Source organism: Kitasatospora sp. SUK 42 (assembly GCF_015776785.2).
Taxonomy (GTDB): domain Bacteria; phylum Actinomycetota; class Actinomycetes; order Streptomycetales; family Streptomycetaceae; genus Kitasatospora.
Genome location: NZ_LFMD02000002.1, coordinates 1,938,994 through 1,953,573, shown reverse-complemented (window position 1 = coordinate 1,953,573; position 14,580 = coordinate 1,938,994). Strand labels below are relative to the sequence as shown.

Annotated in this window: 12 protein-coding genes; 3 read left to right on the top strand and 9 right to left on the bottom strand. The window is 73.5% G+C overall.

Annotated elements, in window-relative coordinates; translation table 11 throughout:
- Window positions 1–390: 390 nt before the first annotated feature.
- Window positions 391–1,638, bottom strand: coding sequence for a phosphoribosylamine--glycine ligase (gene purD / locus RZ50_RS08480; protein WP_196948673.1), 1,248 nt, complete (start codon window positions 1,636–1,638; stop codon window positions 391–393).
- A gap of 368 nt (window positions 1,639–2,006) precedes the next feature.
- Here purD and RZ50_RS08475 point away from each other — a divergent pair, with 368 nt between their 5' ends.
- Window positions 2,007–2,792, top strand: coding sequence for an SLATT domain-containing protein (locus tag RZ50_RS08475; protein WP_374199885.1), 786 nt, complete (start codon window positions 2,007–2,009; stop codon window positions 2,790–2,792).
- Between the two features lie 4 nt (window positions 2,793–2,796).
- Here RZ50_RS08475 and RZ50_RS08470 read toward each other — a convergent pair whose 3' ends face one another.
- The 3 genes from RZ50_RS08470 to RZ50_RS08460 form a co-directional block, all read right to left on the bottom strand.
- Window positions 2,797–3,444, bottom strand: coding sequence for a hypothetical protein (locus tag RZ50_RS08470; protein ID WP_196948674.1), 648 nt, complete (start codon window positions 3,442–3,444; stop codon window positions 2,797–2,799).
- A gap of 170 nt (window positions 3,445–3,614) precedes the next feature.
- Window positions 3,615–4,577 carry a GntR family transcriptional regulator gene (locus RZ50_RS08465; protein ID WP_196948675.1) on the bottom strand — a complete coding sequence of 321 codons (963 nt, stop codon included), beginning with the start codon at window positions 4,575–4,577 and terminating at the stop codon, window positions 3,615–3,617.
- Window positions 4,578–4,846: 269 nt separating this feature from the next.
- Window positions 4,847–5,644 (bottom strand): carbon-nitrogen family hydrolase, encoded by a 798-nt coding sequence (locus RZ50_RS08460; RefSeq protein WP_196948676.1) that lies wholly within the window; start codon window positions 5,642–5,644, stop codon window positions 4,847–4,849.
- Window positions 5,645–5,816: 172 nt separating this feature from the next.
- On the opposite strand from RZ50_RS08460, the gene RZ50_RS08455 reads away from it, so the two are divergent.
- Window positions 5,817–6,638 carry a maleylpyruvate isomerase family mycothiol-dependent enzyme gene (locus tag RZ50_RS08455; RefSeq protein ID WP_196948677.1) on the top strand — a complete coding sequence of 274 codons (822 nt, stop codon included), beginning with the start codon at window positions 5,817–5,819 and terminating at the stop codon, window positions 6,636–6,638.
- Between the two features lie 28 nt (window positions 6,639–6,666).
- On the opposite strand, the gene RZ50_RS08450 is transcribed toward RZ50_RS08455, so the two are convergent.
- Entirely contained in the window at window positions 6,667–8,019 is a 1,353-nt protein-coding gene (locus RZ50_RS08450; RefSeq protein WP_196948678.1) for a nitrate/nitrite transporter, read from the bottom strand.
- 69 nt (window positions 8,020–8,088) lie between these two features.
- On the bottom strand, window positions 8,089–9,264 hold the full coding sequence (locus RZ50_RS08445) for a M64 family metallopeptidase (protein ID WP_196948679.1): 1,176 nt from the start codon (window positions 9,262–9,264) through the stop codon (window positions 8,089–8,091).
- 422 nt (window positions 9,265–9,686) lie between these two features.
- On the opposite strand from RZ50_RS08445, the gene RZ50_RS08440 reads away from it, so the two are divergent.
- Window positions 9,687–10,625: a hypothetical protein gene (locus RZ50_RS08440; protein ID WP_196948680.1), complete on the top strand. Its 939-nt coding sequence runs from the start codon at window positions 9,687–9,689 to the stop codon at window positions 10,623–10,625.
- Between the two features lie 79 nt (window positions 10,626–10,704).
- Here RZ50_RS08440 and RZ50_RS08435 read toward each other — a convergent pair whose 3' ends face one another.
- From RZ50_RS08435 to pdhA, 3 genes are read right to left on the bottom strand one after another with little or no spacing between them, the layout of a single operon-like run.
- Complete coding sequence (locus tag RZ50_RS08435; RefSeq protein ID WP_217680315.1) at window positions 10,705–12,144, bottom strand: dihydrolipoamide acetyltransferase family protein; 1,440 nt, start codon at window positions 12,142–12,144, stop codon at window positions 10,705–10,707.
- A 15-nt stretch (window positions 12,145–12,159) separates the two neighbouring features.
- Window positions 12,160–13,134 carry an alpha-ketoacid dehydrogenase subunit beta gene (locus tag RZ50_RS08430; protein WP_374199884.1) on the bottom strand — a complete coding sequence of 325 codons (975 nt, stop codon included), beginning with the start codon at window positions 13,132–13,134 and terminating at the stop codon, window positions 12,160–12,162.
- On the bottom strand, window positions 13,134–14,288 hold the full coding sequence (gene pdhA, locus RZ50_RS08425) for a pyruvate dehydrogenase (acetyl-transferring) E1 component subunit alpha (protein WP_374199883.1): 1,155 nt from the start codon (window positions 14,286–14,288) through the stop codon (window positions 13,134–13,136). Before pdhA ends, RZ50_RS08430 begins: the two co-directional genes overlap by 1 nt.
- Window positions 14,289–14,580 lie beyond the last annotated feature (292 nt).

The following is a 14,580-nucleotide window of genomic DNA, read 5'->3' as shown; positions in this document are numbered from 1 at the left end:
CGGTCCCGGCAGGCGTTCCGGATCGCCCCGGTTTCCACTCGTCCCGGTGACGTCGCCCGAATTCCGGACGTCCGCGACCGGTCGGTGCGGAGCACCGGGCGAACACCCGGCCGAACGCCGTCCAGCATCCCCCCGCGGGCACAGCGCTACCCGGCGGCGACCCCGGCGCGCGGCCGCGTCGCACTGCGATCCAGCGCACCATAAGGCCGGGCGCCCGGCTACGTCAGCCGGATGCGGGGGCTATCACCCGATGGGCTGGATTCCGACCGCCGAACGGTGCGTCGGGCCCCGGAACCGCTCCAGCACCGGAAACGCCGAGGGCGCTGCGCCCATGGGGTTCAATCCCACGGGGCGCAACGCCCTCGGAGCACCGCCGCCGTCAGACCCGCCTCAGGAGGTGGCCGCCTTCAGTGCGATGTCGGTGCGGTGCTGGCCGCCCTTGAGGGAGATCCGGTCCACCGCGGCGTACGCGCGGTCGCGCGCCTCGGCCAGGTCGGCGCCGGTCGCGGTGACCGACAGGACGCGGCCGCCGGCGCTCAGCACCCGGCCGTCCTCGTCCGCCTTCGTCCCGGCGTGCAGCACGTACGCGGTGCCGTCCGCCTCGGCCTCGGCCAGGCCCTCGATCGGGTCGCCGGTGCGCGGCGCGGCCGGGTAGCCCTCGGAGGCGACGACCACGGTGACCGCCGCTCCCTCGTCCCAGCGCAGCGGCTCCAGCTGGTCCAGGGTGCCGGTGGCGGAGCCCAGCAGGACGCCGGCCAGCGGGGTGCGCAGCCGGGCCAGCACGACCTGGGTCTCCGGGTCGCCGAAGCGGGCGTTGAACTCGATCACCCGGGTGCCGCGCGAGGTGAGCGCCAGGCCCGCGTACAGCAGGCCGGAGAACTCGGTGCCGCGGCGGCGCAACTCGTCGACGGTCGGCTGCAGGACGGTGTCCAGGACCTCCTGGACGAGTCCGTCCGGCGCCCACGGCAGCGGCGAGTAGGCGCCCATGCCGCCGGTGTTGGGGCCCTCGTCGCCGTCCAGCGCGCGCTTGAAGTCCTGCGCGGGCTGGAGCGGCAGCACGGTGGTGCCGTCGGTGATCGCGAACAGCGAGACCTCGGGGCCGTCCAGGTACTCCTCGATGACCACGCGCTCGCAGGACGCGGCGTGCGCCAGCGCGGCCTCGCGGTCGGAGGTGACCACGACACCCTTGCCGGCCGCCAGGCCGTCGTCCTTGACGACGTACGGCGCGCCGAAGGCGTCCAGCGCCTCGGCGGCCTCCTCGGCGGTGGTGCAGACGTAGGAGCGGGCGGTGGGGACGCCGGCCGCGGCCATCACGTCCTTGGCGAACGCCTTGGAGCCCTCCAGCTGCGCGGCCGCGCCGGAGGGGCCGAACACGGGGATGCCGGCCGCGCGCACGGCGTCGGCGACGCCGGCCACCAGCGGGGCCTCCGGGCCGACCACCACCAGGTCGCTGCCGAGCTTCGCGGCCAGCTCGGTGACCTGGGCGCCGTCCAGCTGGTCGACCGGGTGGACCGTCGCCACCCGGGCGATCCCGGCGTTACCCGGGGCACAGTGCAACTCGGTCACGGAGGGATCTTGGGACAGGGAGCGGCACAGGGCGTGTTCGCGGGCGCCGCCGCCGATGACGAGGACCTTCACGCCAGGCAGCGTAGTCGGTGGCCGGTTCCGGCCGCTCTCCGGTCCCGTCGGATCCTCCAGGGGAAGGGGCCCGTACGCCCTCGACATCGGAGGATCCTCCAAGCCCGACCGGGCTTGTTGTGCGGCGGGTGCCCGGGTCAGGACGGCGGGTCACCGGACCCTCGCTCGGACGGGTGAAATCTCGCCGCCCGACGCAACCCGCTCACCACGGGTTCCGGTGGCCGAAACCGGTAACGATCACCGTGGAAGCGCCCCCACGGTCAGCCATTTGGCGGTAAGAAGTGCTGTTGGACAACCAACGGCGGACGTCATGTCAGCCGATGCGCCGCCAGACCAAGCCGCCCGCCCGCCACAGGGAGCCCCACAAGGTGAGCCAGCCGGAAATGCAGCCCGAGGAGAGTGCCTGGGGCAAGGAGATCGGTGAGGAGGACCCGCCCGTCACCGCCGTCGCCAGGCGGGCCTCCACCCGCCGCCGGACCGATCTGAGCACCCGACAGTTCCCGCTCGGGGACTGGGGCGAGCCCGCTGAACGGCTGGAGGAGCTCTACCGCTGGTCCGAGGAGCGGGCGGTCGAGGCGATCGAGTGGTACCGCCGGGACCGGGTCTGGAAGCGCCGCTGGGCCCGGCTGCTGCGCTTCGGCTCGGCCGGCTTCGCGCTGGGCGGGGTGACCGCCCCGCTGGCGGACCTGACCGGCGTCCTCCCGCACGGCACCGGCTGGGGCTACGTGGGCTTCGCGCTGGCCGCCGCCTGCTACGGCGCCGACCTGGCCTTCGGCCTCACCTCCGGCTGGATGCGGGACGTCTCCACCGGCCAGGCCCTGCAACGCCGGCTGGAGGCCTTCCAGTTCGACTGGGCGTCGGAGTGCGTGCGCGAGGTGCTCGGCCCGACCGAGGGCACCGCGGGCGAGGCCGCCGAGCGCTGCCTGGGCGTGCTGCGCCGGTTCTGCGAGGACGTCTCGGACATGGTCCGCACCGAGACCTCGGAGTGGATGCTGGAGTTCCGCGCGTCGATGACCCAGTTGCCCACCCAGGGCCCGGGGACCTGGGGCGGGCGCTCCGAGCCCGGGGTGGGCGCCCAGGTGCGGGTGCTGCCGCCGCCGGGCACCCGGCCGACGATGCCGCGCCAGCGGCCGCCGGAGGGGCCGCTGCGGTAGGGGCTCAGGCGAAGACGATCATCGAGCCCTGGGTGAGGCTGCGGGTCGCCGCCGCGTACAGCCCGGACCAGGCGTGCCGCTCCCGGGCGAAGGGGTGCAGGTCGTCGATCGGCGGTCCGAACGGCTGCTCCAGGCCGGTCGGGCCGAGCGGCCTGGTCGGGTCCGGCGGGTTGAGCGGGTCGATGCCCAGCGCCGGTGCGACGGCCTGCAGTTCGCGCAGCAGCCCGTGGCTGGAGCCGAGCGGGCCGCCGGAGGCGAGCAGCGTTTCGTCCACCAGCGGGCTCGGGAACTCGATCGGGACGTACGCGCCGGCGTGGTCGAAGTGCCAGATCAGGTGCGACTGTTCGGCGCTGCTCTCGAACATCTCCAGCAGCTGTTCGTAGTCGCCGCCGAGCGAGTCGACCGGGGTGATGTCCAGTCCGGTCAGGCCCAGCAGGTAGGCGCGGCGCAGGAAGTGCAGCGAGTCGTAGTCGAAGGCGGCTATCGGCTCGACCGCTCCGCTCAGCCCGGGGACGTACTGGTAGACCGGCACCTCGGGCAGCCCACGTGAGGTCAGCACCGCGTTGTAGAGCGCGAGGTCGTCCCGGAAGGGGTTGTCGGGGCTGTGGCTCAGCACGTCCACCAGCGGGACGAGCCAGAGGTCGCAGGCCATGGCCGGCAGTTCCTCTCCGGGCGGCGGGATCGCCCGCGGGGCGGGGCGACGAGGGGGGCGGAGTCGGTACCCGGACGGCCCTTGTCCGGGCGCCGGTTCGACGACCGCCCACCCTACCGGCCCGGCGCCGGGCGCGGGTCGGGCCGCCCCTGCGGGAGCTCGGGCCGGCCCTATGACGGCGGCTCGGGCAGCCGTCGGCCGAACCGCGCGTACGGCACCCAGCGCGGCTGCGGCACCAGTCCGAGGCCGAGGCCCAGTTCACGGCCCAGCTCCCGGCCGATCTCCTCGCCCCGCCGGGGCCGTTCAGGCCAGGCCGCCACGGGTTCGGGCACGGGTGCCGGCACCTGCTGCGGCGAGGGCGCGGCCGGCTCGACCGGGACGGGCAGCGGGTCCGCACCGGCGGTCTCGGCGAGCAGCCCCAGCACGGTCACCGTGTCCAGCGACTGCCCGGCCAGCCCGGCCAGCAGCCGGACGGTGAACAGGTTGTACTCGCTGATGATCCGGTGCGCCCCGGTCAGGTCGCGGGCCGCGACCGTCTCGACCAGGTCCAGGTGGCGGTCCCAGCAGACCCCGGCCAGGGTGGGCATCGCCCGCAGGTAGGGCGCGGCGAACATCCAGGACTGCACCCGCAGCCAGTCCAGGTAGTCCACGATCCGGCGGTTGCCGAGCAGGGCGGCGACCTCCTGCCAGAACCGGCGGTCGCAGCCCACCATCACGTCCAGGTTCCCGGACCGGGCGGCCCGCACCGCGGCGTCGGCCCGGCGGCGCAGCGAGGGCAGCCGGGTGATGTCGGGCAGCACCCGGCGGGCGGCGAACTGGCGGAAGAAGCTGTCGGTGAGCAGCACCCGGGACTCGAAGATCTCGACGAAGTCCTCCCAGCACAGCTCGGGGACCGTGAAGCCCCGGTGGTGCTCGGCCCGCAGCAGCCCCTGGGCGCCGAGGTCGACGAGTGCCTCCCGGGCCGGGGTCGCGGAGACGCCGTACAGGTCGGCGATCTCCTTGACGGTGAAGTTGCGGCCGGCCGCCAGCCGGCCGGCCATCATCTCCTCGCGCAGGGCGCCGGCGATCTGTTCGCGCAGGCTGTTGCGCTGGATGACGGGACGGGGGGTGTCGCCAGCGCCGGTGCCGGACATGCGCGCGACCTCCTCGGGCAGGCCGCCGTGCCGACCCGCGACGGACCGGCCGACGAGCGGCGGGGAACACGACGAGTGCTCATCTTCTCAAACCGGGTCGGAATAGGTATGAACCAACCCTCCCGAACGCCGCTCGAACGTCACCGGAGCCCCGCCGGAGCCCCGACCCGGCCCCCTCCGAGAACGCTCCGGGCACCCTCCGGGAGCGGTTCGGGAACCCTCCGGCGCCCCTGCGGAACGCCCCTGCGGAACGCCGCTCAGCACGCCGCTCAGCGCTGGACCGGCGCCGGGATCCCGAGCAGCCGGTCCCGCAGCACCGGGAAGTCCTCGCGCGCCCTACCCACCTCGGCCGGATCGAACTCGACGGTCAGCACCTGCTCCTCCTCCCCCGCCTCGGCCAGCACCCGGCCCCACGGGTCCACCACGATGCTGTGCCCGGCCTGCTCGACCCCGGCGTGCGTCCCGGCGGTGTTGCAGGCCAGCACGAAGGCCTGCTCCTCCACCGCCCGGGCCCGGGCCAGCAGCGTCCAGTGCTCGCGCCGCCTGGCCGGCCAGGCCGCCGGGACCACCAGCAGCTGCGCCCCGGCGTCCAGCAGCGCCCGGAACAGCTCGGGGAAGCGCAGGTCGTAGCAGGTGGCCAGGCCCAGCGTGCCGAAGTCGGTGGGCGCGGTGACGATCTCCTGCCCGGCGCCCATCACCACCGCCTCGCCGCTGTCGAAGCCGAAGCGGTGGATCTTGCGGTAGGTGTGCACCAGCTCGCCGTCCGGGGCGAACAGCATCGAGGTGTTGTAGATCGGTCCGTCCGGATCGCGTTCGACGATCGAACCGGCGTGCAGCCAGACCCCGGCGGCCCGGGCGGCCGCCGCCATCGCGTCCGAGGTGGGCCCGTCCAGCGTCTCGGCGCCCTCCGACCAGAGGTCGTACGCGAAGCCGCCGAGCGGCCACAACTCCGGCAGCACCACCAGGTCGGCGCCCTGCTGCGCCCGGACCAGCGCCGCCGCCCTGGCCCGCCGCTCGGCGGGCGGCTCGGCGTCGGAGACCGCGAGTTGGATCAATGAAGCGCGCACAGTACCACCGTCCACGACAAGAGACCTACGATCGTCACCCGAAAGCGCTGCCCAGCTGTCTCCCGGCAGCGTAACGTGCGGTTAGCGCGTGCGCCCGGAAGCCGGACCATCCCGGCCGACCGCGATGGCCGGGCACGACCGTAGGAAAGCTGACGGAGGGCCGGAGATTCCCGTGACGGACAACCAGACGGTGCAGGCTTACACCGAGGCGTGGACCCAGAGCATCGAGTCCATATCGGAGCTGGTCGCCCCCCTCCCCGAGGGCTCCTGGAACCGGGCCACCGAGTGCTCCGGCTGGTCGGTCCGGGACGTCGTCTCGCACGTGATCGCGGTCGAGTCCGAGCTGCTGGGCGACCCCCGCCCGATCCACTCGCTGCCGCGTGACCTTCGCCACGTGACCACCGAGTTCGCCCGCTACGTCGAACTGCCGGTCGACAAGCGCCGCTGCCACACCGCGCTGGAGATGACCAGCGAGCTGGAGTACACGATCATCCGCCGCTCCCGCGCGCTGCGGGGCGCCAAGCAGACGCCCGACGAGTCGGTGCGCTGGCCGGCCGGCCCGCTGGCCCGGGACGTCCCGTACCACGAACTGCTGCGGCTGCGGGCCTTCGACGTCTGGGTGCACGAGCAGGACCTGCGCCGGGCCCTGGAGACCCCCGGCAACCTGAACGCGCCGGGCGCGCTGATCACCCGGGACGTCCTGCTGGAGCAGCTGCCGAAGGCCGTCGCCCGCAACGCCGGCGCCCCGGCCGGGACGGCCCTGGTGGTGGACGTGACCGGCCCGGTGGAGTTCCTGCGCACCGTCCGGGTGGACTCCGCCGGCCGCGGCACCGTGGACGAGTCGATCAGCCTGGCCCCCGACGTCCAGCTGACCATGGACTGGGAGACCTACCTGCGGCTCGCCTGCGGGCGCGGCCGGCCCGGCCCGGTGAAGGTCGAGGGGGACCGCGAGCTGGCCGACCGGGTGCTGGCCAACTTCTCGGTCACCCTCTGACGGTCCCGGGGGTCCGGGCGGCGGCCGCTCAGACCGCGGCCGCGACCTTCCGGCGCAGCCGCAGCACCATCACCGTGCCCGCCGCCAGCGGGACGTACAGCCAGCAGAACGCCCAGCGGAAGGCGTCGGCCGAGTACGTCCCGGCGCCGGCCGGGGAGAGCGCGTCCAGCAGCACGCCGATGCCGAACAGGGTGATCATCGTGCCGATGAAGCCGCCCATGTTGACGATCCCGGAGGCGGTGCCGAGCCGCTCCACCGGGTTGCGGGCGCGCGCGTAGTCCAGCCCGACCAGCGAGGCCGGGCCGTTGCTGCCCATCACCAGGATGATCCCGACCAGCAGCCAGGTCGGCGGGTGCCCGCCCGGCCAGGCCAGCACCAGCGCCCAGCCGAACCCGGTGGCCGCGACGACCCCGAGCACGATCGGCATCCGGGCCCGGGCGGTGCGGGACAGCACCCGGCCGAAGACGAAGCCGCAGCTCATGTTGGAGAGCACCAGCAGGGTCAGCAGCCCGCCGGCCTCGGCCCGGGTCATGCCCTGCGCCTCCACCAGGTAGGGCAGGCCCCAGAGCAGGCCGAAGGCGTTGCCGGGGAACTGGGTGGTGAAGTGGATCCACAGGCCCAGCCGGGTGCCCGGCTCCCGCCAGCAGTCGAGGACCTGGCTGCGGACCTTCGGCCGCTCCCGGTGCTCGGCCGGCCGTACGGGGGCCTCCTGACCGGGCGCGTCCTTGAGGAACAGCGCGACCAGCGCGAACACCGCCACGCCGAGCAGCGCGATCGCGGCGAAGGTCGGCGTCCAGCCCTCGCGGTGCAGGGCCTGGGCGAGCACCACGGTGGTGACCAGGTTGCCGCCCATCCCGACCAGGCCGGTCAGCTGGGCGACGAAGGGGTTGCGGGCCGCCGGGAACCACCGGGCGGCGATCCGCAGCACGCTGATGAAGGTCATCGCGTCTCCGCAGCCGAGCACCGCCCGGGAGGCGAGCGCGGGGGCGAAGGCGGAGCTGAACGCGAAGGCCAGCTGACCGGCGCTCAGCAGCAGCACGCCGAGCAGCAGCACCCTGCGCGGCCCGAACCGGTCGACCAGCAGGCCGACCGGGACCTGCATGGCCGCGTAGACCAGCACCTGGAGGATCGAGAAGGTGGAGAGTGCCGAGGCGCCGATGCCGAAGCGCTCGGCGGCGTCCAGTCCGGCCATGCCGAGGCTGGTGCGGTGGATGACGGCCAGGAAGTAGACGCTGACGCCGATGGACCAGGCCACCCAGGCGGCACGACCGCCGGGCGGGGAGGGCTCGGCGGCCGGGCGTCCGGCGGCCGGGGGCTCGGCGGTGGATCGGGGAGCGGGGACGGACAGGGACGGGACTGAACGGGCTGGCTCCACGGTCATAGTTCCGTCCAGACTAGTCATCCCATGATGGGAGGCCCAGAGGGGGGTGGACGGCCCGTGGAGCGGGCCTCAGCCGGTCACCGTCCAGGACACCGACCTCGTCATGTAGCGGTCCCGGAAGGCCTCGTCGCGCACCCAGTCGGTGTTGTCCCGGACGGTCGCGGTCACGGTGGCCGTCCGGCCGGGGGCCAGCACCAGCTGCGCGGTGTCCAGCCGGCCGCCGGCCGCGGTCGGCGGGACCACCGGGACGCCGTCCACCTTCCACTCCACCTCCAGCTGCCGGGAGCCGGACAGCGACAGCGGCCGGACGTCCAGCGTGGGCCGCCCGGCCACCTCGCCCGGCGGCGGCGACGGGGCGTCGGTCGGCCGGACCTTGCGGTAGATCTCCTCGATGATCGCCTCGCGCGAGGGCAGGTTGTAGGAGCTGCCGAGGGTGCGCATCACCGAGTCGGGCGTGGGCCGGTAGAGGCCGTTGGCGCCGCGGTACGCCCCGATGGTCCCGGAGCCGTCCGGGGACACCGCGCCCAGCCAGCGCCACCACTTGGTCTGCTTCTTGCGCATGTCGTCGGAGTTGAGGGTGGAGAGGTTCGGGTAGTCGGCGTCGTCCGGGGCGCTGTCGTACTCGTCGCCGAGGTCCCCGACGGTGTGCCCTATCTCGTGCTGGATGATCCGTCCGGCGTCCGGGCTGCCCCCCGCCAGGGTGGTCACCCCGGTGCCCCCGGCGCCGCCGTACTCGGTGGAGTTGGCCAGCGCGATCAGGTACTGCGGCCCGGTGCCCTCCCCGGCGTAGCGGGCGGTGGCGGCCTCGTCGGCGCAGAGCAGCCGGGCGGTGCCCTCGCACCAGAAGTGCATGCCGAGCGGGGTGGCGGGGGTGCGGCGGCTCTCGGTCTCCGCGATGCCGGAGACCGGGGAGACCACCTCGACCCGCCGTATGTTGAAGAACCCCTGGTAGGTGCGGAACGGCTCGATGTCCATCAGCGAGTGCCAGGCCTTGTCCGCCTGCTGCCGGAAGAGCTCCTGCTGGTCGGCCGTGTAGCCGTCTCCGAGCAGGACCAGGGTGATCCGGTTGGTCGGGTCCCCGGTGCTGCGGACGTCGAAGGTCGGGGCGGCCACCGGCAGCCGCTGGTCGGCGTGGAGCGCGGCGGGCGGCGGCACCGCCCGGTCGACCGGGGCGTCCGCGCCGATGACGCCGAACGGCGAGGGGCCGACCAGGTCCAGGACGGCCGGGAGTACGGCGGTGGACACCAGTACGAGTAGGGCCGTGGTCCGGACGAGACGGCCAGGGGTGCCAGCAGGCATACGGGTGCGTCCTCGGTGCTCCGGTCACCCGGCGTCGCCCGGGTGGTGGAGCGAAGACGTACCCGGACCGGCGTGTCGCCCCAACCGGCCGACGCAAATGTCACCGAACTGGCCGAACGATCAGCTTCATCCCAGTCATACCAATGATTCGTTCGAACCCATCGGAACCACTCCGGGGGCCCGCCGGGAACTCCGCGAAAAAAATTTCCGGACCCACCTGCAACCCCCGGCGGGGATACGCGTCTGTACGGGTGAAGGCGGGCAGAGAGCGAGACCGGCGGAGCCGGGGGGCGCTTCCGCTCGGCAGGAGCGGAGCCGGTCGTCTTCACCTACACACCGTCAGACCCATGACCCTGGGGAGTCACGTCATGCGTACGTCCGTTATCACCCGTTTTGCGAAGAACGACCGCCCGCTCTCCGGCCGCCGCCGTCTCGCCGCCCTCGCCGCTACCACCCTTCTCGTCGGCGGCGTCCAGTTCCTCGCCACCGACACCGCCTGGGCCTGCGCCGGTCCCTACCCGGTGACGGCTCCCACCTCGGCTCCCACCGCTCCAGCCGTCACCCACGACGGCGAGCTCCAGGCCGGCTTCCACCAGACCCGGGACGGCCAGACCCTCACCGCGGGCGGCCCGAAGGTGGAGGTCGGCGTCGGCATCGCCAACTTCACCGGCGCCCCCTACGAGAACGTCGCCGCGGCCATCTCGCTGTTCAACCCCGTCCCGGGCGCCGGTCTCCGCCCCCAGGACTTCACGGTCGAGGTGGCCTCGGGCGGGACCTGGAAGCCGGTCTCCCTCGAACACGGCTGCGACCCCTCGCTCCACACCACCGCCACGCCGGCCACCGTCATCAAGCACCTCGAAAACGGCCGCGCCGAGCACCGCCTCTTCCGGATCGGGCTCTCCTCGAAGGCCCCCAAGGAGCTGAAGTCGATCACGGTCAGCGTCCTCGGGCAGGCTCCCCACTCGAAGGCGGTCGGCAGCGACTCCTACCTCACCTTCCCGGTGGCGCACCCCGCCGCGCCCGCCCCCAAGCCGACCGCCACCGCGAAGCCCACCACCCCGGCCAAGGCGAAGCCCGCCGCGCCCGCCGCCGACCAGGCCCCCGCCCAGGCGGACACCACCCCCACCGCCGTTCCGAGCGCCACCCCCAGCGCCGCACCCGCCACCACCGCGCCGGCCGGCACCCCCGAGCTCGCCCACACCGGCGCCTCCACCACCAACACCTTCCTCGCCCTCACCTCCGCCGTCCTCCTCGCCCTCGGAGCCGGCGTGCTGACCGCCGTCCGCCGCCTGCGCACCCGGCGCTGACCGGCGGGCGGGACGACGAAGGGGCCCTCCCCCGCACGGCGGTGCGGGGGAGGGCCCCTTCTTCCGGTCTACCGGGGCGTCAGCCCCAGGTGATCAGGCGCTTCGGGCGCTCCAGCAGCGCGGCCACGTCGGCCAGCACCTTGGAGCCGAGCTCGCCGTCGACCAGCCGGTGGTCGAAGGAGAGCGCCAGCGTGGTCACCTGGCGCGGGACCACCTTGCCCTTGTGCACCCACGGCAGTTCCCGGACCGCGCCGAAGGCGAGGATGGCCGCCTCGCCCGGGTTGAGGATCGGGGTGCCGGTGTCGACGCCGAAGACGCCGACGTTGGTGATCGTGACGGTGCCGCCCTGCATGTCGGCCGGCGAGGTCTTGCCCTGGCGGGCGGTCTCGACCAGCTCGCCGAGCGCGGTGGCCAGGCCGCCGAGGGTCCTGGTCCCGGCGTCCTTGATGTTCGGGACGATCAGGCCGCGCGGGGTGGCCGCGGCGATGCCGAGGTTCACCTGGCCCCTGATCACGATCTCCTGGGCCGCCTCGTCCCACTGGGCGTTGATCTCGGGGTGCCGCTTGATCGCGGTGAGCAGCGCCTTCGCGACCAGCAGCAGCGGGCTGACCCGGACGTCCCGGCCCAGCTCGCCGCTCTCCTTGAGCCGGCGGACGAACTTCATCGTGCGGGTCACGTCGACCTGGACGAACTCGGTGACGTGCGGGGCGGTGAAGGCCGAGGCCACCATCGCCTGCGCGGTCGCCTTGCGGACGCCCTTGATCGGCACCCGGACGTCGCCCGCGGCGGGTGCGAACACCGGTACCTCGACCGGCTCGGCCACGACGGCCTCGACGACCGGAGCCGCCGGGGCGGCCAGGGCCGCGGCGTGGGCGTGCACGTCCTCGCGGGTGATCACACCGTTCGGACCGGTCGGGGTGACCGCGCGCAGGTCGATGCCGAGGTCCTTGGCCAGCTTGCGCACCGGCGGCTTGGCCAACGGCCGCTCCCCGCCCGGCACTTCGACGCCGGGGGCCGGAGCCGCCGGAGCCGCCGGGGCCGCCGGGGCCGCGACGGCCGGCACGACCGCGGCGGGCGCCGCCGGGGCGGGCTTCGACGCGGTGACCGTCGTGGTCCTGGTGGTCGTCCGCCGGGCCCGGCGCTGGGCGGTGCCGGTGCGCGGGCCGTACCCGACCAGCACCTCGCGCCGCTCCGGCTCGGCCTCCGCGGCCGGCGCCGCGGCAACGACGGCGGGTGCGGCGGCCGGTGCGGCCCCCGCCTCCCCGGCGACCGCCACGGAGATGATCACGGTGCCGACGTCGACCGTCGCGCCCTCGGGGAAGAAGAGCTGCTCGACGACCCCGTTGAACGGGATCGGCAGCTCCACCGCCGCCTTGGCGGTCTCCACCTCGCAGACGACCTGCCCGTCGGTGACGGTGTCACCGGGCTTGACGTACCAGCTGAGGATCTCGGCCTCGGTGAGGCCCTCGCCCACGTCGGGCATCTTGAACTCGCGGAGCGAGCGAACTTCGGTGGTCATCTTCGCTCCCCGGAATCAGTACGCGAGCGCGCGGTCGACGGCGTCGAGCACGCGGTCCAGGTCGGGCAGGAACGCCTCTTCGACCCGGGACGGCGGATACGGCGCGAAGTAGCCGCCGACCCGCAGGACCGGTGCCTCCAGGTGGTAGAAGCACCGCTCGGTGAGCCGGGCGGCCAGCTCGGCGCCCATGCCCAGGAACACCGGAGCCTCGTGCACCACGACGGCCCGTCCGGTGCGCTTGACCGACTCCTCCAGCGTCGCGAAGTCCACCGGGGTGAGCGAGCGCAGGTCGATGACCTCCAGCCGGCGGCCGTCCTCCTCGGCGGCCGCGGCGGCCTCCAGGCAGACCTTGACCATCGGGCCGTACGCGATCAGCGTCGCGTCCGCGCCGGGGCGGACCACCCGGGCGTCGTGCAGCCCGAGGTCGGCGGCGGCGCCGACCTCGCCCTTGTCCCAGTAACGCCGCTTGGGCTCCAGGAAGATGACCGGATCGTCCGACTCGATCGCCTGGCGCAGCATCCAGTGCGCGTCGTGCGCGCTGGACGGGGTGACCACCCGCAGGCCGGCGGTGTGCGCGAAGTACGCCTCGTGCGACTCACTGTGGTGCTCGACCGCGCCGATGCCGCCCGCGTACGGGATGCGGACGGTGACCGGCAGCTTGACGTGCCCGAGCGCCCGGGCGTGCATCTTGGCCAGCTGGGAGACGATCTGGTCGAAGGCCGGGTAGACGAAGCCGTCGAACTGGATCTCCACGACCGGGCGGTAGCCGCGCAGCGCCAGGCCGATCGCGGTGCCGACGATGCCGGACTCGGCCAGCGGGGTGTCGATCACCCGGTCCTCGCCGAAGTCCTTCTGCAGGCCGTCGGTGATCCGGAACACGCCGCCGAGCTTGCCGATGTCCTCGCCCATCAGGACGGTCTTCGGGTCGTTCTCCAGCGACTTGCGCAGCGCCTCGTTGAGCGCCTTGGCAATGCTGAGCTGACCGGCCATCAGTGGTTCTCCCCCGCCTCGAAGGAGGCCGCGTACTCGATGTACTCGGCCCGTTCCTCATCGACCTGAGCATGCGGCTCGCTGTACACGTGGTCGAAGATCAACGTCGGGTCGGGGTCCGGCATGCTGCGCACGCCCTCGCGCACCCGCAGCCCGAGCTGCTCGCTCTCGGCGTCGACGGCGGCGAAGAACTCCTCGTCGGCCAGGCCCTCCTTCTCCAGGTGGGCGCGGAGCCGGGTGATCGGGTCCTTGGCCTTCCAGGCCTCGGTCTCCTCGGCGTGCCGGTAGCGGGTGGGGTCGTCGGAGGTGGTGTGCGCGCCCATCCGGTAGGTGAAGGCCTCGATCAGCACCGGGCCGTTGCCGCTGCGGGCGTGGTCGAGCGCCCAGCGGGTGACCGCGAGGCAGGCCAGCACGTCGTTGCCGTCGACCCGCACGCCGGGGAAGCCGAAGCCGGAGGCGCGGCGGTACAGCGGGATCTTGGTCTGGGTGGTGGTGGGCTCGGAGATCGCCCACTGGTTGTTCTGGCAGAAGAACACCACCGGGGCGTTGTAGACCGAGGCGAAGGTGAACGCCTCGTTGACGTCGCCCTGGCTGGAGGCGCCGTCACCGAAGTACGCGATCACCGCGTCGTCGGCGCCGTCCTTGGTGATGCCCATCGCGTAGCCGGTGGCGTGCAGGGTCTGCGCGCCGATCACGATGGTGTAGAGGTGGAAGTTCTTCTCGTTCGGGTCCCAACCGCCGTGGTTCACACCGCGGAACATGCCGAGCAGGTTCAGCGGGTCGACGTCGCGGCACCAGGCCACGCCGTGCTCGCGGTAGGTCGGGAAGGCGTAGTCGCCGGTACGCATGGCCCGGCCGGAGCCGACCTGGGCGGCCTCCTGGCCGAGCAGCGAGGCCCACAGGCCCAGCTCGCCCTGGCGCTGGAGCGCGGTCGCCTCGCCGTCGAACCGGCGCACCAGCACCAGGTCGCGGTAGAGGGCGCGCAGCTCCTCGGGAGTGGTGGTGAGGGGGTAGTCCGGGTGCTCGACCCGCTCGCCTTCCGGCGTGAGCAGCTGTACGAGCTCCGGCTGGGCGTCCGTCCCCGTGGCGCGGAGGGTGTCAGGGACGCCGGGGGCCGCCTTCTTGCGAGCCCTCGCCGTGCTTTTGACGGTCACGTTCACTCCTCGGTCTGTCCGGCCGCCCGGGGTCGCCGGTGACCGGTCCGGTCACCGCCTCGCGGGGCGCGCGTGGGTGTGCGCACCTACTGCGTGGCAGGTGGTGATCCTGTTCCGACGGCGTCCCTCACGAGAACGTTACCCAGCGTCCGCCCTTGGCGCGCTTGCGCTAGGACGTCCTACTTGTTCAGGGCCCACGACCCCGAGGGTGCTGCGCCCGGCTCGCCGTCGGATGGGTGGGGGTGACGGTCGGCGTGACGCAGCTCTCAATTCGAGCGCCTTCAGGACACCA

Coding starts and splice junctions, on each gene's coding strand:
- RZ50_RS08470 (WP_196948674.1), bottom strand. CDS start 3,444: ATGGCCTGCGACCTCTGGCTCGTCCCGCTGGTGGACGTGCTGAGCCAC.
- RZ50_RS08465 (WP_196948675.1), bottom strand. CDS start 4,577: ATGTCCGGCACCGGCGCTGGCGACACCCCCCGTCCCGTCATCCAGCGC.
- RZ50_RS08450 (WP_196948678.1), bottom strand. CDS start 8,019: ATGACCGTGGAGCCAGCCCGTTCAGTCCCGTCCCTGTCCGTCCCCGCT.
- RZ50_RS08440 (WP_196948680.1), top strand. CDS start 9,687: ATGCGTACGTCCGTTATCACCCGTTTTGCGAAGAACGACCGCCCGCTC.
- RZ50_RS08435 (WP_217680315.1), bottom strand. CDS start 12,144: ATGACCACCGAAGTTCGCTCGCTCCGCGAGTTCAAGATGCCCGACGTG.
- RZ50_RS08430 (WP_374199884.1), bottom strand. CDS start 13,134: ATGGCCGGTCAGCTCAGCATTGCCAAGGCGCTCAACGAGGCGCTGCGC.